General features: G+C 46.6%; 17 protein-coding genes. 1 reads left to right on the forward strand and 16 read right to left on the reverse strand.

What is annotated here, in order from left to right; translation table 11 throughout:
* Positions 1-87: 87 nt before the first annotated feature.
* The 13 genes from C0V77_RS09520 to C0V77_RS09580 form a co-directional block, all read right to left on the reverse strand.
* Complete coding sequence (locus C0V77_RS09520; protein ID WP_101726119.1) at positions 88-2541, reverse strand: glutaminase family protein; 2454 nt, start codon at positions 2539-2541, stop codon at positions 88-90.
* Positions 2542-2733: 192 nt separating this feature from the next.
* Positions 2734-3972 carry an MFS transporter gene (locus C0V77_RS09525; protein WP_101726286.1) on the reverse strand — a complete coding sequence of 413 codons (1239 nt, stop codon included), beginning with the start codon at positions 3970-3972 and terminating at the stop codon, positions 2734-2736.
* 293 nt (positions 3973-4265) lie between these two features.
* Positions 4266-5564 (reverse strand): Gfo/Idh/MocA family protein, encoded by a 1299-nt coding sequence (locus C0V77_RS09530; protein WP_101726120.1) that lies wholly within the window; start codon positions 5562-5564, stop codon positions 4266-4268.
* A gap of 237 nt (positions 5565-5801) precedes the next feature.
* The gene (locus C0V77_RS09535; protein WP_409012787.1) at positions 5802-6572 is read right to left on the reverse strand and encodes a 3-ketoacyl-ACP reductase; all 771 of its coding nucleotides are present in this window, start codon (positions 6570-6572) and stop codon (positions 5802-5804) included.
* On the reverse strand, positions 6569-8020 hold the full coding sequence (locus C0V77_RS09540; RefSeq protein ID WP_101726122.1) for an NADH:flavin oxidoreductase: 1452 nt from the start codon (positions 8018-8020) through the stop codon (positions 6569-6571). Before C0V77_RS09540 ends, C0V77_RS09535 begins: the two co-directional genes overlap by 4 nt.
* A gap of 16 nt (positions 8021-8036) precedes the next feature.
* Positions 8037-9422: a glycoside hydrolase family 88 protein gene (locus tag C0V77_RS09545; RefSeq protein ID WP_101726123.1), complete on the reverse strand. Its 1386-nt coding sequence runs from the start codon at positions 9420-9422 to the stop codon at positions 8037-8039.
* Entirely contained in the window at positions 9422-10291 is an 870-nt protein-coding gene (locus C0V77_RS09550; protein WP_101726287.1) for a sugar phosphate isomerase/epimerase, read from the reverse strand. Before C0V77_RS09550 ends, C0V77_RS09545 begins: the two co-directional genes overlap by 1 nt.
* Positions 10292-10307: 16 nt before the next feature.
* The gene (locus C0V77_RS09555; protein WP_101726124.1) at positions 10308-11237 is read right to left on the reverse strand and encodes a sugar phosphate isomerase/epimerase; all 930 of its coding nucleotides are present in this window, start codon (positions 11235-11237) and stop codon (positions 10308-10310) included.
* 233 nt (positions 11238-11470) lie between these two features.
* Entirely contained in the window at positions 11471-11941 is a 471-nt protein-coding gene (locus C0V77_RS09560; protein ID WP_216824425.1) for a CAP domain-containing protein, read from the reverse strand.
* A gap of 166 nt (positions 11942-12107) precedes the next feature.
* Positions 12108-12935: a DUF4097 family beta strand repeat-containing protein gene (locus tag C0V77_RS09565; protein ID WP_101726125.1), complete on the reverse strand. Its 828-nt coding sequence runs from the start codon at positions 12933-12935 to the stop codon at positions 12108-12110.
* Between the two features lies 1 nt (position 12936).
* A complete protein-coding gene (locus C0V77_RS09570) occupies positions 12937-13803 on the reverse strand; it encodes a hypothetical protein (RefSeq protein ID WP_101726126.1) in 867 nt (288 codons plus the stop codon).
* Between the two features lie 26 nt (positions 13804-13829).
* On the reverse strand, positions 13830-14651 hold the full coding sequence (locus tag C0V77_RS09575) for a HEAT repeat domain-containing protein (RefSeq protein ID WP_229236247.1): 822 nt from the start codon (positions 14649-14651) through the stop codon (positions 13830-13832).
* The gene (locus tag C0V77_RS09580; RefSeq protein ID WP_101726128.1) at positions 14641-15186 is read right to left on the reverse strand and encodes an RNA polymerase sigma factor; all 546 of its coding nucleotides are present in this window, start codon (positions 15184-15186) and stop codon (positions 14641-14643) included. Before C0V77_RS09580 ends, C0V77_RS09575 begins: the two co-directional genes overlap by 11 nt.
* Before the next feature lie 340 nt (positions 15187-15526).
* Between C0V77_RS09580 and C0V77_RS09585 the strand changes: the two genes are divergently transcribed.
* Positions 15527-16480, forward strand: coding sequence for an aldo/keto reductase (locus C0V77_RS09585; RefSeq protein ID WP_101726129.1), 954 nt, complete (start codon positions 15527-15529; stop codon positions 16478-16480).
* Positions 16481-16483: 3 nt separating this feature from the next.
* Here the strand turns inward: C0V77_RS09585 and C0V77_RS09590 are convergent, their stop codons facing one another.
* From C0V77_RS09590 to C0V77_RS09600, 3 genes are all read right to left on the reverse strand, one after another.
* Complete coding sequence (locus C0V77_RS09590) at positions 16484-16783, reverse strand: hypothetical protein (RefSeq protein WP_101726130.1); 300 nt, start codon at positions 16781-16783, stop codon at positions 16484-16486.
* A gap of 249 nt (positions 16784-17032) precedes the next feature.
* Positions 17033-18355 carry an acyclic terpene utilization AtuA family protein gene (locus C0V77_RS09595; RefSeq protein ID WP_101726131.1) on the reverse strand — a complete coding sequence of 441 codons (1323 nt, stop codon included), beginning with the start codon at positions 18353-18355 and terminating at the stop codon, positions 17033-17035.
* 304 nt (positions 18356-18659) lie between these two features.
* Positions 18660-19955, reverse strand: coding sequence for a CitMHS family transporter (locus C0V77_RS09600; RefSeq protein ID WP_101726132.1), 1296 nt, complete (start codon positions 19953-19955; stop codon positions 18660-18662).
* Positions 19956-19968: the final 13 nt, after the last annotated feature.

Genomic DNA, 19968 nt, shown 5'->3' on the forward strand with positions numbered 1-19968 from the left:
TTTAACCTGCAGGTTAACACAAGAAATGAGAGCCGGGGCTGTGCCCCGGCTCTACCTATTTTAGAAGACAGGTAAAATTTCTCTCGCTTATTTTGTCTTCAATTTTTGCTCAAGCACTTTCATGTAATAACCGGCCACTACACTTCTGGCCTGAAAACCCACCATTTTTCCGTTGGTGGTTTCGTGCCAGTCGCTCAAAGGTACTCTGCTTGGTGTTTGGGTGGCATATTTAAACATGGGCGTTATCAATGCCTCAAAATCCTGCTTGTTGTCGGCAAGAACGGATGTCCAGATTACCCAGTCAGATTTTGTATAAGTTTTGCGGCTGTCGAGCGGTAAGCCGAAGGCGTTCTGCCTGGTCAGGTAATAGGCCACTTCTTTGTTATAAACATCTTTCGGAAACAGGTTCATCTTCAACAGTTTATCCCATACCAGATTATATTTCTGGCTCCAGGTGCCTTTGTCGTTAAAGGTAAGGGCGTAGTGGTCGCCGTCTTCTGCCATCTGCATCCATTTCTTTACCATTTCCCGGGTTAAAGCTCGGTATTTCTGGGCTGTTTGCTTTTCGCCCAGTTGCTCTGCCAGCTGAGAGTATCCACCCAAAGCCACAATGGCCTTAACAGACAAGTTGGCGTTGCGTGCCAGATGCCCGGCGAAATCGTCGGTGCAGAGTTGCAAAGCGGGGTCAAGGCCTTCTTTGCTCAGGTAGTCGGCCCAAACTGACAGGGTTTTCCAGTGTTTTTTGGCATATAAGGCGTTGCCTTCCACACGGGCAATGGCGGCCGTCAGTATTATCATATTACCGCACTCTTCCACAGGCATATCTTCTCCGTAGGTTTGTCCGTTAGCCAGTGGGTATGTGCCGAGGTCGTGGGCTGCAAAAGGTTTGGCCCACTTGCCGCTTTCGCTGTAATAAAAAATGCCGTTCAGCATACCTTTCAGCAAATCGGGGTTATAGGCCAGAAACAAAGGCGCCGACGGGTAGGTAACATCAACTGTATTAATAGACCCGTTACTGAAATTTTCTTTCGATAAGAAAAGAATATCGCCTGTCGGGCTTTTTACCAGCTTATGAGCCGCAATACTCTGCCGATAAGCCAGCTCGCACAGGCGCGCGTATTGTTCTCCACCTGCTTTCAGGGCATCGTTATAAATTTTACTATTTAATGCTTTACATTTACCGATAACTGCCGAATAGCTGCTCCATGCCTGTTGCAATTGGCCTTCAATGGTTGCACCTTTGGTTAATCGCCACCAGGGAGAAAGGTTGGTTTGAAAATATTGGATTGACTGGATGTCGTCATAACCAATCATAAAAACCTGCTCTTTGGCAGTGCTGCCTACCTTGCCTGCGTTTAATACTGTGTTGAGCATCAGGTTTTTGCCGCCCAGGTTATTGTTGGGCGCAGCGCTGAAAACATTGCCCATATCGGTATTTTTGGTGATAGACTGCACCACATTGCCCGTTTCAGGAACAGCAATATACAGGTATCCCCAGTCGATGCGTACATCGTCGCCTTTCAGTTTCAGTACCTGCTGGCTGGTGGTACCGGCTTTCAGAATGGCCAGGCCATTAGCGCTGTATTGCTGAGCCTGCACCGCCTGCGCCGGAGTATTAACGGCGATATCGGTTGATGCCCCCAGATACAGGCGCACGTCGTGCAGCAGGTTATCGGTAGCTTTTACACTGGCCGAAATATAAGAAACCGGACGAGCCAGCAGATTTAAATCGTTTATCAACAGCGGTGAAGTAAAAGTAAGTGTAAGATTTACCTTACCGCAGCTAAATTCATAAATGGTTTGTGTGGCATTTACGGTTACCTTTTTTTGTTCGGCCGTAAAAACTTTGGGGTCTGGTGTTTCTACTATTTTTTCAACAATGCCCGCATCCAGCATTGAGCCGCCTCTGTTGTTGGTTACGTGCACAGCCAACAGGTTTTTGCCCACTTGCAGCCTGCTTTTAACGGTTTCGCTCAGCGGAATATAAATGTATTTGTGTGTCCAGCCTTTAATGCTGTAAACTGCCTCGCCGTTGATAAACACCTCTACATCATCATCATGGTTCAGTTTCAGGTAAAGTGCATCAGAGTTACGGTCTTTCAGGGTAAAGGTACGCCTTGCCCAGATATCGCGGGTTTTCCATTCGGTTTTACAAATGCCCGGATTATCGCCAAACGGAGCCAGTCCTTTCTTCCAATCGGTATCGTTATAAGACGCGTTCATCCAGTTGGCACCGGGGTCTTTTTCTGTGTACAGGGCTTCATAATTCTGCTCGTCTCCGGCAGGAACAAGGGTTTCATAAGCGTCTCCCTTTTTACCCAGAAAACGGTATTGGTTGCCATCTACCTCTATAATACCCAGTAAAGAGTGGTTGGCGCCTGTCCAGTGTCTGGTAGTAGAAGCCGTAAGGTCGTCTGTGTTTGACCAAATGCTAAAGTTGGGGTCATGTGTGATAAGCGGAAAAGCCGGGGCTTTGGTGCTTTGCGCCTGTATAAACTGCCAATTGAAAAACAGCAACAGGCTTAGAAGTAATGTTCTCATGCTAAGATTTTAAATATCAGGTGAATAGAAATAGAAAAAGCCTGTATTACAAAACAACGCACAGGTTTTGGAGGTAGAGCCGGAATGCACTCCGGCTCATCTGCGAATCTGTTTTTTTACGGCCATGCACTAGCCGGTTTAAGGACTGATTATAATTTTACCGATAAACCAATGCCCGGAGCCTGAATTACATTATTCAATGTAATCTAAGTCTCTGTTAAAAGTTTCATCTATGTTCCAGAGTGCAAAGAGCGCAATGGCCGAGGTGCTAACGCCTATAATAAGTGCAGCTGTCATAATACCCATGTCGGGTTTCAGCCATTTAAAAACTGCCAGTAGCGGAATGGTGGCTCCGCGCACAAAATTAGGCACAGTGGTGGCCACGGTGGCACGCAGGTTGGTACCAAAAAGCTCGGCAGCAATGGTGATGAAGAGTGTCCAGTAACCATTGCAGAAACCCAGAAACGCACAGGTTATGTAAAACACTGAGGCACTGCCGGCAGGAATAAGTAAATAAACCAGCACAAAGGCCAGTGACATAAGAATAAAAAGCAATATCACTTTTTTGCGGCTTTGCATAAACTGGCTCAGGAAACCACTTACAATGTCTCCGAACACCTGCCCGGTAAAGGTAAGCATTACGGCTTTGCCTGCATTGACAGGCTCGGTGATTCCGGCTGCTTTGGCAAATTCTGGCGAGAAAGTAATGAGAATACCCACCACAAACCAGATTGGCAAGCCTACCAGAATAGACATCAGGTATTTTACGAATCGGGTGCGGTTATTGAACAACATAAGCAGGTTACCCCGTTTGATGTGCTTGTTTTTGGCTTCGGTAAATATCTTCGACTCAAAAATATTGATACGCAATAAAAGTAAAAGCAGGCCCATGCCGCCCCCTACATAATAAGATATGCGCCACTCAAAAAGCTCGGCTACAAAATAGGCGCCTATGGCACCTACCAGCCCCAGCGTTGCCACAATGGTGGTGCCATAACCCCGTATTTTTTTAGGCAGAATTTCGGTTACCAGTGTTACCCCGGCGCCCAGCTCTCCGGCCAGCCCAACCCCGGCAATAAACCGGCAGGCAGCATATTGGGGCACTGTAGTTACCAGCCCGTTGGCAATATTAGCCAGTGAGTAAATGATAATAGACCCAAACAACACCGACAAGCGGCCGCGTTTGTCGCCCATTACTCCCCACACAATACCGCCAATGAGCATTCCGGCCATCTGATAGTTAAGCAGCGAGGCGCCGTGTTCAAACAATTGGTCGCCCTCAAAGCCCAGTTCTTTCAGGCTGGGTACACGCACCACATTGAACAGGAAGAGGTCGTACATATCAACCAGATAGCCCAGTGCAGCCACCAGTACCGGCAATTGCAGCAGTTGCCTCAGTGTATTTTGGTTGTCAGTATCTGAATGTGTCATGAAACAGTTTTTAAGGGTTGAATCAGGTTTGTCCAATCTCAGCAAACCCCAGTATTCTGAAGTTCGTGATAAAGGGATTTTAAGTATTAAATATATCATCCCTACGGGATATCAGAGCTTTGGAAAAGCTGAGCACTCTACTGATATATCGTCCCTCCGGGACTTCAATATCAGCACATAGACTGCGCCAGAGATTTTAAATCCCTTAGGGATGATATATCTTTAGCAGTATAATCCAAAACCTGTGAAAAGTCCTATCTGGACGATATATTAAATCATTTTTTCAATATTAATTAAACCTTGGCAGGCACGGTATATGGTGCACGATATTTACGGGTAAGCATAGCGTTGGCTTCTTTGTCACCCGGGAAAGTTTCTGTTTTAGGGTCAAACTTCAGCGTTCTGCCCAGGCGATAGGCAATATTGCCCAGATGCGCAATGCTGGCCGAAAGGTGTCCTGTTTCAATAGGGCCGTTTAGCAAGGCTTTGTTTTTGGCTCTTACGGCATCTACAAAGTTTTTGTAGTGGTCGCCGCCTGCGTTGCGGGCAGGGCCCGGCTCACGGTTACGGCCCAGATAGGTTTTGTAATCGTTGTATCCGTTGATAACCATATAGCCTTTGTCTCCATAAAAAATATTGCCTACCTCAACGCCGTCTTCTTTGTTGGTCATCCAGGGGCGCACTTCAAATTCTATGATTTTCCCCTCTTTGGGGTACTGATAGGTTGAAGTAAGCACTTCGGGCGTTTCTTTGCAGTCGTTCCAGAGGTATTTACCACCTGCCGAGGTTATTACTTCGGGCAAGCCGACATCCAGCCCCCACATGGCCAGGTCGGTTTCATGCACGCCCTGATTGCCGATGTCGCCATTGCCGTAGTCCCAGAACCAGTGCCAGTTATAATGCACATAGTTTTTGCTGAAATCACGTGCCTGAGCCGGGCCTTGCCATAAGTCCCATTCGAGACCTTCCGGCACCGGCGATTTACCCAGATTACCGATATCGGGTCTCCATTTATAGACAGTTCCGCGTGCCATGTACACTTTGCCAATCAGCCCGTCTCTGAGGTGCTGAATAGCCTCCTGTATTGCTGCCGAACTACGCAGCTGCACCCCATGCTGCACAATGCGGTTGTATTTTTTGGCTGCCTCTACCAATTGCCGACCTTCAAACAGGTTGTGGCAGGCGGGTTTTTCTACATATACATCTTTGCCAGCCTGGCAGGCCCAAATAGCCGCCAGCGCATGCCAGTGGTTAGGGGTGGCAATGCTTACGGCATCTATAGATTTGTCTTCATATACCCGGCGTAAATCTTGCTCGATGTGTATTTTCTTAGCATATTTTTTTTCAAAATCTGCCGCTCGTTCATTCAGCACCACTTTGTCGACATCACAAAGGGTGGCTACTTCAACGTTATCTAGCTTTGAGAAGCCCGAAATGTGGTCTTTCCCACGGCCATTCACGCCTATTACTGCCACCCGCAGCCTGTCGTTGGCTCCGAAAGCCGTAGACGGAATAAGGGTAGGAATAGACATAACAGCCAAAGAGCCGGGAACGGCCGTTTTGAGCATGTCTCGTCTGGTAAATTTTTTCATTGTTTTTTTATAGTTAAAAGGTTGAAAGACGTTAAAAAATTAGTGAATGGTGAATTAGTGAATGAGTGATTTAGTGAATGTATGATTGATGGAGTGAGCGATTTAGTGGTTATTTGGGTTAAAACCCACCCAAATTTGATAATCAACAATCCTCAATGGTTAATCACTCATTCAGCGAAACGCCGCCCGCTAAATCACTAATTCACTAATTCACTAAATCGCTCAATCACTCATTGACTAAAGCCTCCCCAAAGTCAGGCCGCCGTCTACCTTCAGTACCTGGCCTGTTGAGTAGGGAAAATCTCCTTTGGCGAGGGCGGCAACGGCTTTGCCGATGTCGTCGGGGAAGCCCCAGCGTTTTTGTACGCAAAGGCCGTTTTCTATCAGTTCATCGTATTTGGCGGTAACTCCGGCCGTCATGTCTGTTTTTATAATGCCCGGCCTTACCTCATAAACAGGTATGTTATATTCGCCCAGCCTGACGGCAAATAATTGCGTTGCCATGCTCAGCCCGGCTTTTGATACACAGTATTCGCCTCTGTTGACAGAAGCAATAGTGGCCGAAATTGACGACACATTGATGATACAACTGCTGAAACCTTCGGTACTGGTTTTCTGAGCTATCATCCAGTTGGCAACTGCCTGCGTCAAAAAATAGGTACCTTTCAGATTAGTTGATAGCACGTAATCGAAACTTTCTTCAGTGGCCTGTAAAATATCGTTTCGCTCTTTGGGCGCTACTCCGGCGTTGTTGACCAGCACATGCAGGCAGCCGAAATGCCCTTTTATATGGGCCAGCATCAATTGCCTGTGCTGAGCAGAGGCAATGTCTCCGCGGCAATAAATAACCTCTGCCCCCAGCCCGGTTAACTCATCAAGCACCTCCTGTACGGCTGTTTCCGGCCGCATACCATTAATGGCCAGATTAAAACCAGCCTTTGCCAGATGCACGGCAATACCCAAGCCTATACCCCGGCTTCCGCCTGTTATGAATGCAACCTTTCTCACTTTTCTCCTTTTAATTGTTTCAGTTGGTTAGCAATATCCATGCTTTTATAGTAAGGGTCAAGCGGGAAACAGCCTGAAATTAGCCCGTTACGCGGTGCGGTGGTGCAGTCGGAGAACGTGCGGCAAATCAGCTTGCGTTGCAGCGGCTGGTTGCTCAGTATGTCGGCAGGCATGGTTGGATACGACAGCACCATACGACCCAGCCCTACAAAGTCGGCCATGTTGTGGCGCAACACATATTGCCCGAAATTAGGCAGCCAGTCTTGCAGGTAAGAATACCCTGACCCCACAATCACCATATCCGGAAAGGCCTCTTTCAGCTCTTGCGTAACGGCCAGATGCCGGGCTACCCCCAATAATGGCTCTTCAGGCGGCTGGTACCCATCAGAAGGCGGAAAAATAGCCGGCCTGGTAAGATGCGGGTTATAATACGGGCTACCGGCAGTAATACATATTAACTGAATACCCAGCGACTGCGCCAATGCCAGAAAAGCCTTGGGTTCGTCGAGGTCGATGGTGGTTCCATTACCAGCACCTCCAAAAGCATATCCGTAGTTTTCAGCTGACAGGTAATCCGGTTCGCCCTGGCCATCCTCTCCTTTTTTGAACGGTACGAAATCAAAAGCGCTGAGGCGGATGCCCATTTCAAGGCCGGGGGCCTCGCGTTTAATGCCCTCTACAATATTGCGGAGGAAACGCGTGCGGTTTTCGAAACTGCCGCCGTATTTGCCTTCCCGGTTAAAAGAACTCAGAAACTCATGCCCCAGATACCCGTGGCAGTGCTTTAAATCAACAAAATGATAGCCCGCCTTTTGTGCCATTACGGCCGCTTTTACGAAATCGGCTACCAGTGCATCAATATCTTCGTCGGTCATTAACGGGTAATCATCTTCGATACCGAATTTTTTATCTAGTAATGGATGATGATATAATATTTTAGACTCAAATTTTTTATGGCTATGAGGTTTGCAGAAACGGCCGGAATGTGTAAGCTGCAGCCCTACCATCAGATCATCGGTATTGCCAAATTTTTCGGCGTGCTTGTTCATTACCAGATTAAACAAGTCAACAAAATCCTGAAAGTTGGCTTCGTTTATACATAGCTGGTTGGGGTTTGCCCTGCCTTCATGCCTTACGGCTACGGCCTCGCAGCCCCACAAAAGTTTGGCGCCGCTTATGGCAAAGTTCTCCCAGCGGCGTTTGGTAAATTCGGTCGGGCGGCCGTCTTCGGTGCCGTCCCAGCCTTCCATGGGTAAGATGCAGAATCGGTTGCCGATATACCTGCCCGACTGCAAAGAAATTCCCTGAGCAAAGGGCGATTCGGCCGCATCTACCAGTTCATCATCAAAATCAAGATCAACCTGGTTGTCTGCCAGATACTTACGTAAATCGGCGGTGGTTTTTAACTGGGCAACTCTTGAATATTTCGGTTTACTTTTGGTACTCATAATGGGGTGGTCGGGTTTAGCTGTTCAGACAGTTATAAAAAGTGTAGTAAGTGCCATTATCAATCAGCTTCTGCACATACAAAGCCACTTCTCTGATATGATAATCGCCCCACATACTAGATTCGCCGCAGGCAATTTTGCTTCCTTCCGGCACGTAGTCCCAGCCATTAGGTTGGTGATAAATTGAATGCAACAAAATGCCCTGATGCGCGTGGCTGGTGCTCAGGTAGGGTTCTTCCAGCAAACGGTTCAGTACAGTCAGGCCTGTCTGCCAGTATTTTTCTCCGGCGTCGGTTTCTCCTTTGTTGCTCAGGTACTTGCCCAAACGCAATAAACCCTGCGCCGCAATAGCCGCTGCCGAGCTGTCAACAGGCTCGTAATCATTAAACGGATTAGCGGGCTGGTCAAGGTAATTGCCCAGTTTATGCAGGTTGGGTGCGCCGGTATCCCAGTAAGGTATGCCGTCAACGGGGGTATGTTCTATGTAAAAATCGCAGGTAGCGCGGGCGGCTCTCAGCATATAATTTTCTATTACGTGGCGCCCACCGAAAGGGTCCAGCTCGGCATCGTGCAGGGTACTGATAAACTCAAGCTCTTCGGCAAAGCCGCAGATAGCCCAGGCGAGTCCGCGGGTCCAGGTTGTGAAACCTGTATAGCCCTGTTGAGAATTAGGACAGCGGAAATTGCCGTCGGTAGTATTAAAAACACTTTCGTGCGCTGTGCGCCCCCAGATATCGTAGGTATCGCGGCCTTCGCCGTAAAACACCGAGTAATCGGCGGTGGCTTTTATATGAGATAAGGCCCTGCCCAGTAAACTTATTTTTATATCGTTTTCTGCCTGAAAAACATGTCCCAGCTTGTAGCTGAGCATGAGCGCACGGCACGAGCGGATGGTATCTACAAACAAAGAATGAGGCCCGTTGAATGAGTGAATAAAGCCCCCGTTTTTAATGGGTGTCCAGCGGCTGGCCTGCACGGCGCCTGATATTTTAAGTGCCAGTTCGTAAAAGTTTTTCTCCCAGGGGTTGTGCACAATTTTGCCTTCCTGCATCAGCCGTAACAGGTTGCCGTAGGTACTTACGTTATTGAAGCCGTGGTCGTGCACACCAATATGGCTGATGTGCGGCGCCATTAAATCAATGGTTTTCTGGCGGCCCATTTCCAGAAAACGGGTGTCGCCCGTTGCATCAAACTGTAAAATGGCCGAACCGAACTGAAAGCCCTGTGTCCACTCTGTCCAGCCACGGGTGGTGTATTTACCGGCGGCAGTAAAAACAGGCGAACCCTTTGAAACATCATAATTATACTCAATAGAAGAGATTTTTTCGCCTGAGAGCTCCCAGAACTTTTTTAGTTTATTGCTTAAATCGGTTGGTTGAAGATGGTAATCAATGCGAATCATTAGCGGTGGGTTTTATTTTTTTTCAGATTTTTTAAATAGGTTATGGTTTGTGGTACCTGTGTGGCAATATTTGCGCTTTCGTCTTCTATATAATAATGTTCTACACCGGCTTTGCGGGCGGCATTTAACACGGCCGGAATATCTATCTGGCCTGTGCCCAGTGCCACATCGTTTTCTGGAGAAGTACCGCCCGACAGATTACCCACCACGCCTTTTTTCAGGTCTTTGAGGTGCATCAGCTTAAAACGGTTGCCGTATTTGTTAAGCAATGCGGCCGGGTCCTGACCGGGGAAGAATGTCCAGAGGATATCCATTTCAAAACTTACGTATTCCGGGTCGGTGTTTTGCACGATGTAGTCAAACAAGGTTCCGTTTTCATGCGGTTGAAATTCGTAGCCATGATTATGGTAGCAGAAGGTCAGCCCGTACTTATCTTTCAGAATTTTGCCGAAACGGTTGAAATCCTCTACCGTTTTTTGGGCAGTTGCCAAGGTAAAAGGCGCCTGATGCGGAATCCAGGCCACGCGCACAAATCTGGCGCCGAGGGTTTGTGCATTTTTGGCTACTTCGTCAATTTTATTGGTCAGGTCGGTGTAGCCTACACCAAATGACGAGCATTTTATACCGCGGGCATCCAGCAAGTTGCGTAATTCCTGCGATGTTTTACCAAACAGGCTCGAAAACTCCATATCTGTTATGCCCAGAGCCTTGATGGTGTCCAGCGTTGCGGCTACATCTTTTCCCAGACTTTTGCGATAAGTATAAGACACCATGCCCGGTTTGTCAGGAAAAAGCGCTTTGCCTTTCTGCGCCATCAGCGGGGCCATGCCTGCCAGTAATAATACAAAAGGGTAGAGTAATTTCTTCATTTCTGGTTTTGGGGTTTTATAAACCATTATCTTTCATCCAGCCTTTCAATACCATCAGGTCTTTTTTCATGGCTGAGGTAACAACGCCTGGTTCAACGGTGATGGTTTTAGCGCCGTTTTCTGCACCACCGAGCTTGTACTCAAAGTGCATGGTAACAGGTACAGAAACATTGTATTGTTTCAGTAAAGACAGGTATTTGCCGTAGTTGACAACCCCCTGCCCCAGCGGACAGCCCTCTTTTACTATCTTGTCGGCATTAGGCACACGTCTGAAATCTTTGATGGCTATTGACTTGATATAGGGCCGGATGATTCTGAAACCTACCTCCCACGATGTCTCGCTTTCATGCGTGGCATGATGCACATCATACTGGCAGCCCAGAAAAGGCGAGTTGATTTTTTTGAGTATCGGTTCGAAGTCCCATACGGCGGCACCCAGAAAAAGCCCGGCGTGGTTCTGGTATTCGGCAGAGATATTATACTTTTTGCTCATTTGTGCCACGCCCCTCATTTTTTCTTCAAAGGTTGCCACCTGCGCCAGGATATCCTTTTTCATATCGAACTGATACCAGCCCATCCGGAAGTGCTTAATGCCCAGTGCCGATGCCGTGCGTAATACGTGCTCAGTAAGGGGGGTGGCTTCCAGAATATTGGTAACAATCATGGGCATACCAATACCGGCCTTTTGGCAGGCTTCAACTGCTTTGGGCAGGTCTTCTTCCACGCGTTCGGGTATTACGTGGCCATCAGGGCGAACGGTTAAATCAATGCCATCAAAACCAATGGCAGCCACGGTTTCGGCTAATTTGTGGTAGTCGGGTATCCAGTGGAGCGTCTTTGAAAACACGTTGATTTTCGGCTCCGTTGTGGGCTTTGCAAAAACTATATTACTTTTTGCAAAAATACTACCAGTAATGGCAGTACCTATAAAATGTCGTCTGTCCATGCTTAAAATTAGTAAAATAATTCTAACAGAAGTACAATTTATGAGGTGAAAAATTATGATCAGGAAGATAAAATTCTGGCAGACCCGAAAGCAGTGCGGCTAAGCGAAGAATTGAGATGCCTACGAGCTAGTTTTATGATTTAATTCAAAACAATCATTTTATTGTTTTCATTTGCCTTCTAAGCCACAAGCAATGCGGCTCTGCGAGAAAAAATAAAATATTACCCGCCCCGCTAATTAATAAATATTTGGGTAAAATACAGATTGCCGTTTCTGGCGCGTGCTATGCCAACACCTGTGAGGTTATAATTACCTTCAATATTGGTGCGATGACCAGGGCTTTTTATCCATTCTTTTACCACTTCTTTGGCTGAAAGCTGCCCGAAGGCTACGTTTTCGGCGCTGGCATTGGCATTACTGATAGTTTTCATGAGCCTGGCTACACGTTTATCGAATCCGCCATGCCCAAACCTTACCTTGCCCATTGCCATGTTGAGGCTGTGTGTGGTGGCTTCATCGGATATCTGCGGCATGAGGCGAAGGGGTTTCAGGTGCCGGGTGGCGCGGTAAGCATTTACTTCAGTATTGATGGCAAGCTGCATACTTTCAAGGTCATTAGCTGTATGGCGGTTTTGCGCGGGTAAATTTGTGCGGCAGCTGAGCCAAAGCATGGCGGCCACACCAATCAAGAGCATCCGTTTCATTTTGTGTTTTTTCAAGCATTAACGTTTGCAACGGGGTAGTATATTGTGCTGGTGCCTGATGTAGAAAAACAAGTTGTGCAGAAATAAACCAATAAAAGCTTTTAAAAGAGTGGCCTCCGGCTAGTGCCGGAGGAACTTCTAATTTATAATTCTGTATGGGAACAATTTATCTGGCACGACGGATATAAATATTGCCGTGCATGTTTTTCATCATTATTTCGCTGCCTCCGGCGTTTACTTTACCCTGAATCCAGTCATCAATGTTTACTTTATACATGCCGTTCTGAGCAGTTTTATTAGACTTAGGAGCCGTTTTATCTACGTCGATATCAAAATCGCTGTACACTTCTCCCCGGTCTGACCTCACCTTTACGTTGAACTTGGCCGTTGCCGGAAACGTAACATCCACATTGCCATTAAGGGTAGTGAAGGCCATCGGCGAATTAGCAACCGATTTAAAATTGGCTTTTATGGCTCCGTTTGTTGTATTGGCCACGGCAGAGCCGGATACATTGCTTAGCACTATGCCTCCGTTTACGTTATTCACTTCCATATCGCCCGCAACGTTTTCAATGCTGATTTCGCCATTGTTGATGGTACTGACTTTCAGAGAAAAGTTATGAGGTACTTTTATGGTAAGGTTAACCTGCTGACGGACGCTTTGGGCTGATACCTCTACTTTGTTATTTTTTTCTTCGGCTGATATTTCAAGCCCGCCGCGAGGGGTAATCCGTTTCATGCCCTGGCTGTTTTCATCTGCTCTTTCTTTTCTGGTATTAATCACCGACTCGGCATCTATCACAACGTCTTTGCCTGCATAACCCACCACCTTAATAGAGCCATTAATTAACCCTACTTTTAAAGAACCTGGTTTGGCGGGGTCTGTCAATGGTACTACCAGTTGTTCTTTGACTTCGTTTTGTGCAGCTACTGTATGGATAGTTATGACTGATACCAGCAGCATCATTCCTAAAATTGATTGGTAATTTTTCATTTTACGATTGCTTTTTAATATAAATGTTTCCGTTGAACGTTTCGAATCTGAATAATCTGCCACCTTTTCCGATTCGGATGGATGACCGTTTGTCGAGCTTATAGACTGTTTTTTCGCCATTATGCTCCGTATTTTTTATTACTTCCGGGGCCAGTAATTCGGCATCAGGGAAATCGGTATAAAACCCGCCATTGAAACTCTTGAACTGCAAGTCGGCCGAAAATGAAGCCGGATATGTTACCCTGATGTTACCATTAAGTGTGTAATAAGACGATTTCTCGGGCGGGCTGCTGAGGTAATTGATGGTTACGTCGCCGTTAATGGTGTGCACATCTGTTGTTCCTCTGGCGTTTTCAAGCGCAATACCGCCATTAATATTATGGGCCTTTATATGGCCGCTCACATCTTTTACATGCACTTCGCCATTATTAATGGTTGATACATCAAGATTAATATCTGCCGGTACCCTTATGATAAAGTTAAGATTGCTCCGGTATTCAATCCGGCGTTCCCGGTTGTTGTTTCTTCTTTCTTCATGAGGGCGGGTGTAATAAGGCGCTTTAATGTAAACCAGAATGCTGTCGCCGGTTTCTTCAAACTCAAGTTTAAACTCTTCTTTGCCTTCGTCTACAATGGCCTGGGTTTTGCCCGAAATGGTTTTATCAATTTCTACCAGAACCTTTGTGCCTGTGTAGCTCTCAACCTTAATTGAGCCGTCGATATTATAGACACCGACGACTGTCTGGGCGGCAGGCCTTTTTAACTCAAATTGCTTGCTGATATGCTCTTTAAATTCGAGCTTCTGCGCTGCAGCAGGGGTACAGCCAAGCACCACACCTGCTAAAAGTAGGATAACCAATTGTTTCATAATTTTGTATGTTTATGCTGAAAACGCTACGATAAAGCCTTAATGGTTTCTTTGATTTTGGTTTTTACGATAATGTCAACATTATCCTGTTCCAGCAACCGTTGCAGCGGTTTGATAGAACGTTTCTCTTCCAGTTTCACCATTACATCGGCCAGGGCGGCCTGAACCAGCGGGGTGTCCTGCTTCAGTATAGAATGCACCAGCCCTTCTCTTACTTTGGGGTGGTCGGCCAGTTGCACCAGGGCTTCCAGCGTTACCAGCCGCACGTTTACGTTAGAGTCGTTATTGAGGGTGCTAAACAGGGCATCTACTACTTTTTCGTCTACATCGCCTATTTCTTTGGTATAGCTGACGGCACGCAGGCGTTCGTTAGCCGACGAATTTTGCAGCAGCGAAAGCACCACTTTCTGGTTCATGTCCTGCACCTGAGCCGAAAGCACCTCAATCTGCTCTTTATAATCTGGTGTGCGACGGTCGTTGAGCCAGTATCCGCCCACCAGGCCCACAAAAAGCACACATAAGCTATAGGCCAGCCTGACTACATTGCGCGGAGCAAAAATCTCTTCTATGCCTTTGCGCAGGGTTTCCCATACGGTTGGTTTATGTTCCTTCTTCCGGGCATCGGCCTTGAAGGTTTCCAGCATGGTATAAAACTGTATCGGCAGGTTGTGGCTGGGGTTTGGTACATTTACGCTTCCCATAGCTTCCCACAGTTTACGGGTAGCCTGTAATTCTGCCTGGCAGTCGGGGCACTGATTCAGGTGCATTTCAAAAGCTGCCCTTTCATCTGCCTGCAACTGGTTATTCAGCCAGTCCAGCATTTTATCTCCTGCTTGTTCACAATTCATGAGCTTTGCCTCCATTTTCAATTTTTAAATAATGTTTCTTCAGTTCATTCATGGCACGGTGCACACGCACTTTAATGGCGCCTTCGGTGGTATTCAGTATGGATGCGATTTCATCATATTTCAGTTCCTGATACCTACTCATAACCAGCACCTCTTTGTGCTCGGGGCTTAGTTTATCTAAAGCTATTTGCAGTGCCTCGGTTTGCTGTTTTTTCTCCAGTTCGCCATCGGCAGTGGCATCTCCGCTTATCTTTTCGGCATAGGCTTCCACATCATAATGCTGCTGCGACCGTTTGTTTTGCCTGTACGCATCTTTGATTACATTTCGGGCCAGGTGATACATCCAGGTATGAAACTCACCCTCTGCGGTAAACGTGTGCCTGTATTTCAGCATCCGATAAAACACATTCTGCACCAGGTCTTCGCTCGTTTGTGAGTCGCCTGTCATGTGATACAGGAACCCATACAGGGGGCGATGGTAACGCTCAAAGAGCAGTCCCATTTTATCGAGGTCGCCCGCTTTTACCTGGAGCATCAGTAGGTTATCTTGTGTATTCACACGTTTATAAATGTAATGTTGTTATCAAATTCGTAGTGGAAACCGCGCTGTATCTGAAAGGTTACAGGTAAATTAAAAAAAAATTGAAATATTTTACAATAGAACAAACAAAGCATTGAAAATCAATAAAATACACTCATCATAATCATATTTTTTCGTAAAGCTGCAATGCTTTCGGCTACTATGGCCCGTAAAAGCCACGAATTTTCAAATTCATCATCTTTCAAAAACCAGTTGCTACGATTAGCCGCGTAAAACGAGGCGCAACCGAAAATTTTGTCTATTTTCGCAACTATACCATCAACAGGGTTTATTCATGAAATATCTTACATTTAGCAATGGTGATTTAATGCCTGCGCTGGGGCTTGGCACCTGGAAATCGGCGAAGGGCGAAATCTATAGCACCATCAGAACCGCGCTGGAAATTGGTTACAGGCATTTTGATTGCGCATTTATTTATGACAACGAACGCGAAATCGGGCAGGCTTTTGCCGACGCTCTGAAAAATAATGAGGTAAAGCGTGAAGACCTCTGGATAACTTCTAAGCTATGGAACAACCGCCACCGCACAGAAGATGTGCAACCGGCCATTGAGAAATCATTGCGACTTTTGCAGGTTGAATACCTGGATTTGTACCTGATTCACTGGCCGATAGCGCTGGTTCGTTCTGTGAATTATCCGCAAAAGGCAGAAGATATGATAAGCCTGAATGACTTACCATTAAGCCAGACCTGGCAGGCCATGATTGACATGAAGACAAAAGGACTGACACGGCACATTGGGCTTTCTAATTTCAGTATTAAGAAAATAAGCGCTTTAAGAGACGAAACAGGTGTAATGCCCGAAGCCCTTCAGATAGAACTGCAACCTTTTCTGCAACAAAAAAACCTGCTAAACTATGCCCAACAAAATAATATAGCCTTAACGGGCTTTTGTCCGCTGGGTTCAGCCGACCGTCCGGCCAGTAGAATTTCTCCTAATGAGCCTAAATTGTTTGAAAATGAAACCATTTTAACTTTAGCTCAGGAGAAAGACTGCACACCTGCACAAGTAATGCTGGCATGGGCCGTGAACAGAGGTACTTCTGTAGTACCAAAATCAGTACATGAGCATCGGCTAAGGGAGAATCTGGCAGCGGCAGAGATTGTGCTTTCTGCCGAACAAATGGAAAGAATGACGCAACTGGACCAGCATTACCGATACATTAAAGGTGATTTCTGGTGCCTGGAAGGAAGCGATTATACCGTTGAGAATTTGTGGGATGAATAAGGGCTACACCTCCATTTCCAACAATGCATAACTTAAGGCCTTGCCGTGAGGGTCAATCGCTAATGAGGTGGTTACGCCTCCCAGCAGGGCGTTCTGGCATACAAACAGTAAGGAATGTATATTGGGCATTTCGTGCCTGATGATTTCTCCGGACACTACGTCTTTCAGATGGGTTTTTACTTTTTCGGCCGTAATGGTTTTGCAAAGCATTTCGTAGTCTGACTCCCTGTAAGGAATCAATGACAGTGTAAGTGTGTTGCCTTTGTCTCCGGCACGGCTATGGGCTATGTTGTAGAGTTTCATGGGTTGTTTTTGATTGAGCAGCCGCCGGAGCGGGGTGGGGATTGAGTGATTGAGTGAATTAGTGATTGAGTGAATGAATGATTGAGCGGGTGGCGTTCTGCTGATTGAGTGATTTTTGTTATGAACTTTGATTCAGTGGTTCTTAGCCGTGGCTTTAATATATATTTTACTGGTTGCATTTGTTAAACTCCATTAGTATTTGGTGAAGTCAGTTAAATAAGTGTTCATTACAATCAAAGTTCAAGACAATTAAACTTCAAAATACTCAACCAGCGGTTTTATGTTTTTTCTATCTATCAGTGTTGAGACGATACCTACTACTTCGGTTACGGATTTTCTTACGCCACCGCCGCCAGCAGGGCCATTGGTATAAAGTGCTTCTACTTCTTCGCCAATCAGGGCGGCATCAGCAGGGTTTGCGGCTTTTGCTGCTGCACGCAGGCGGATTTCGTAAGGCTCAGCTTCATGACCAAAATTCGTTCGATGGATGGCGTTGCTGCCGATGTAATCAATTCTAAGTTCTGGAAATTGGTTTTTTAAGCGCTTCCTGAGAATCTCGCCTGCCAGTTCGGCACGAGCCAAAGCAGAGGCTCCGGCATAGGCAATTTCTCCTTCACCCATATAAAATGCTTTGCAGCCTACACTTACCTTATAAGTTTCGGGACGGGGCTTGCCTGTTCCTCCGGTTACCTGTACCTGATTAGCGCCAATTTCTTTCAGATAAACAGTTGTGAAATCTGCTACTACATCGGGTGTGTAATATTCGTAAGGGTTAACAACTTCATACAACAGCTGCTCTTTGGCTGTTTGCAGGTTTACTACACCGCCAGTGCCTTCTACTTTACTGATAATGGCAGTCCCATCGGCATCAATGTCGGCAAAAGGATGTCCGAGCTTGTCCATATCAGGCACGGGTTTTTTGACGGGGTCTGCAAAGTATCCTCCGGTAATATGGCCTGCGCATTCAAGCAGGTGGCCAATTACAGTGCCTTTACCCATCAGGTCATAATTATCTGTCGCCCAACCGAACTCGTGAATCATAGGCGCCAGAAATAGCGAGGGGTCTGCTACCCTGCCTGTAACGATAATCTGCGCGTCAGCCTGCAGGGCATCCAGGATTCCTTCTACACCCAGATAAGCATTGGCAGAAATCAGCTCTCCACTTTTTTGAAGTGGTTCGCCTGTTTCAAGAGCCGGGGTATCCGACGATATTTCTGCAAATACATCATCACCCAACACAGCAGCTACTTTTACTGATAAGCCGAGTTTTTGGGCTATTTCAACAATTTTATTCGCCCCTGCAACCGGATTAGCCGCCCCCATATTGGTAATAAGGCGGATGTTATTCTTTACCAGCAATGTTAAGAGGCTTTCAATGCGGCGTTCCAGCAGTGGGTCGTAGCCTTTACTGGGGTCTTGCAGTTTGCGTTTTTGCGCTAATGCTATCGTCCGCTCTGCGAGGCATTCTAAAACCAGATAATCCAGGTTTCCTTTTTCGGCCAGTATAATGGCTGGCTCTAGCCTATCGCCGGAAAATCCTGCTCCGCACCCTATTCTTATTTTTTGTTTCATTGCTTAATGGATTTACAGGCAGTATGTGCTCAAATAAGACCTATCGACATTTCTTATTCCATGGTCGTTACTTTTTTTAGCTGAAAAAAAGTAACCAAGACTGGCCGTCCGCAAAGCGGCCATCATTTAACTCGTACAATTAAAAATCCGATATTGCTCTTAGAAATCCTTAATCTTTCTCACGATTTTTAATCGTACTCAAACAGAAAATGATGTTTTAAGGTTGTTAATTTTTAGTTGTTATTTCTTCTTTTTTCTCTCAATTAAACTTATTATTAAAAGCTTTCATAGCTAGTTTTTCTCCTTAAATATGCAAAGACCCCGTCAGTAATGCCACTATTGTCATTACAATAGTAGTGCCCCAGGCCCATTTGAAGACGAATTTCTGGTGTTCGCCCAGCTCAACTTCTGATAAGCCAATCAGTAGAAAGGTTGATGCCGTAAGTGGGCTGAGGGGGAAACCAACCGTCATTTGTCCGAGCAGGGCAGCCCTGCCGATTTCCAATGGGTCGATACCAAACTGCGTGGCTGTCTGGCTCAGAATAGGTACCACGCCAAAATAGTAGGCATCGGGCGTAAAAAGCATGCTGGCAGGCATACTGGTAATGGCCGTAAGTGTAGGTAACCAGCCGGCGTGTTGCTGAGGGATGAGCGACACCAGACTGGTAGCCATGGCCTCAATCATTTTTGAGCCTGTGAGAATACCCGAAAAAATGCCAGCGGCGAATATCATACCCGATACCAGAAAGATATTAGTGCCGTGGCTCTTCAGCACTTTCTGCTGGTCGGCCGGTTTGGTGTAATTGATAAGCAGGGCAATCATGGCGGCCACCACAAACAACACCGGTGCCGGAACCCAACCCATCATAAGGGTAATAATCACCCCGGCGGTCATCAAAGCATTTATGCCTATCAGTTTGGGCCTTCTCAATTCACGCTGTGCGTTTGTCAGGTTGGCGTGGTGATCGTACTGAAAGTCAAGCACACCCAGTCTTTTGCGCTCTTTTTTGCCGAAAATGTAAGCCACAAACAACACCCAGGCAATACCGCCCAGAATTGCCGGTATGTTAGGGTTAAATAGATGCACGGCGTCTGACTTAAGTGTTGAAATGGCTCTGGCTGACGTACCCGACCACGGCACCAGATGCAAAGGCCCTACGCTAAGGGCTACAATACCCGAGAGCATGAGGCGGTTGATTTTCAATTGCTTGTAAATAGGCAGAAAGGCCGACAGCACAATCATAAACGTAGCGGTGCCGTCGCCATCGAGATGCACAATCATGGTAAGAATGGCCGTACCTACCATTACTTTCAGGGGGTCTCCTTTTACGGAACGGACAATAAACGCAATAACGGGGTCAAAAAGTCCGGCATCCAGCATGGTGGCAAAGTACAGCACGGCAAACATCAGCAAGATACCCGTTGGTGCTACCTGTTTGATTCCGGCCAGCATCATATCGCCCAGTTCTTTGGGTTTAATACCTGCCAGCAGCCCGAAAACAACAGGTACCAGAACCAAAGCCGTAATAACCGACAGCCGTTTGGTAATTATCAGCACAAGAAAAACCACAATGGTGGCAAAGCCTAACAGAGCAAGCATAGTTCAGGTGTTA

The organism is Emticicia sp. TH156, from assembly GCF_002855535.1.
Classification (GTDB): domain Bacteria; phylum Bacteroidota; class Bacteroidia; order Cytophagales; family Spirosomataceae; genus Emticicia; species Emticicia fluvialis.

What these genes read in the sequence shown, in the direction of transcription:
- C0V77_RS09520 (WP_101726119.1), bottom strand. Translation starts at nt 2,541, where the DNA reads ATGAGAACATTACTTCTAAGCCTGTTGCTGTTTTTCAATTGGCAGTTT.
- C0V77_RS09525 (WP_101726286.1), bottom strand. Translation starts at nt 3,972, where the DNA reads ATGACACATTCAGATACTGACAACCAAAATACACTGAGGCAACTGCTG.
- C0V77_RS09530 (WP_101726120.1), bottom strand. Translation starts at nt 5,564, where the DNA reads ATGAAAAAATTTACCAGACGAGACATGCTCAAAACGGCCGTTCCCGGC.
- C0V77_RS09540 (WP_101726122.1), bottom strand. Translation starts at nt 8,020, where the DNA reads ATGAGTACCAAAAGTAAACCGAAATATTCAAGAGTTGCCCAGTTAAAA.
- C0V77_RS09545 (WP_101726123.1), bottom strand. Translation starts at nt 9,422, where the DNA reads ATGATTCGCATTGATTACCATCTTCAACCAACCGATTTAAGCAATAAA.
- C0V77_RS09550 (WP_101726287.1), bottom strand. Translation starts at nt 10,291, where the DNA reads ATGAAGAAATTACTCTACCCTTTTGTATTATTACTGGCAGGCATGGCC.
- C0V77_RS09555 (WP_101726124.1), bottom strand. Translation starts at nt 11,237, where the DNA reads ATGGACAGACGACATTTTATAGGTACTGCCATTACTGGTAGTATTTTT.
- C0V77_RS09560 (WP_216824425.1), bottom strand. Translation starts at nt 11,941, where the DNA reads ATGAAACGGATGCTCTTGATTGGTGTGGCCGCCATGCTTTGGCTCAGC.
- C0V77_RS09565 (WP_101726125.1), bottom strand. Translation starts at nt 12,935, where the DNA reads ATGAAAAATTACCAATCAATTTTAGGAATGATGCTGCTGGTATCAGTC.
- C0V77_RS09570 (WP_101726126.1), bottom strand. Translation starts at nt 13,803, where the DNA reads ATGAAACAATTGGTTATCCTACTTTTAGCAGGTGTGGTGCTTGGCTGT.
- C0V77_RS09575 (WP_229236247.1), bottom strand. Translation starts at nt 14,651, where the DNA reads ATGAATTGTGAACAAGCAGGAGATAAAATGCTGGACTGGCTGAATAAC.
- C0V77_RS09580 (WP_101726128.1), bottom strand. Translation starts at nt 15,186, where the DNA reads ATGCTCCAGGTAAAAGCGGGCGACCTCGATAAAATGGGACTGCTCTTT.
- C0V77_RS09585 (WP_101726129.1), top strand. Translation starts at nt 15,527, where the DNA reads ATGAAATATCTTACATTTAGCAATGGTGATTTAATGCCTGCGCTGGGG.
- C0V77_RS09590 (WP_101726130.1), bottom strand. Translation starts at nt 16,783, where the DNA reads ATGAAACTCTACAACATAGCCCATAGCCGTGCCGGAGACAAAGGCAAC.
- C0V77_RS09595 (WP_101726131.1), bottom strand. Translation starts at nt 18,355, where the DNA reads ATGAAACAAAAAATAAGAATAGGGTGCGGAGCAGGATTTTCCGGCGAT.
- C0V77_RS09600 (WP_101726132.1), bottom strand. Translation starts at nt 19,955, where the DNA reads ATGCTTGCTCTGTTAGGCTTTGCCACCATTGTGGTTTTTCTTGTGCTG.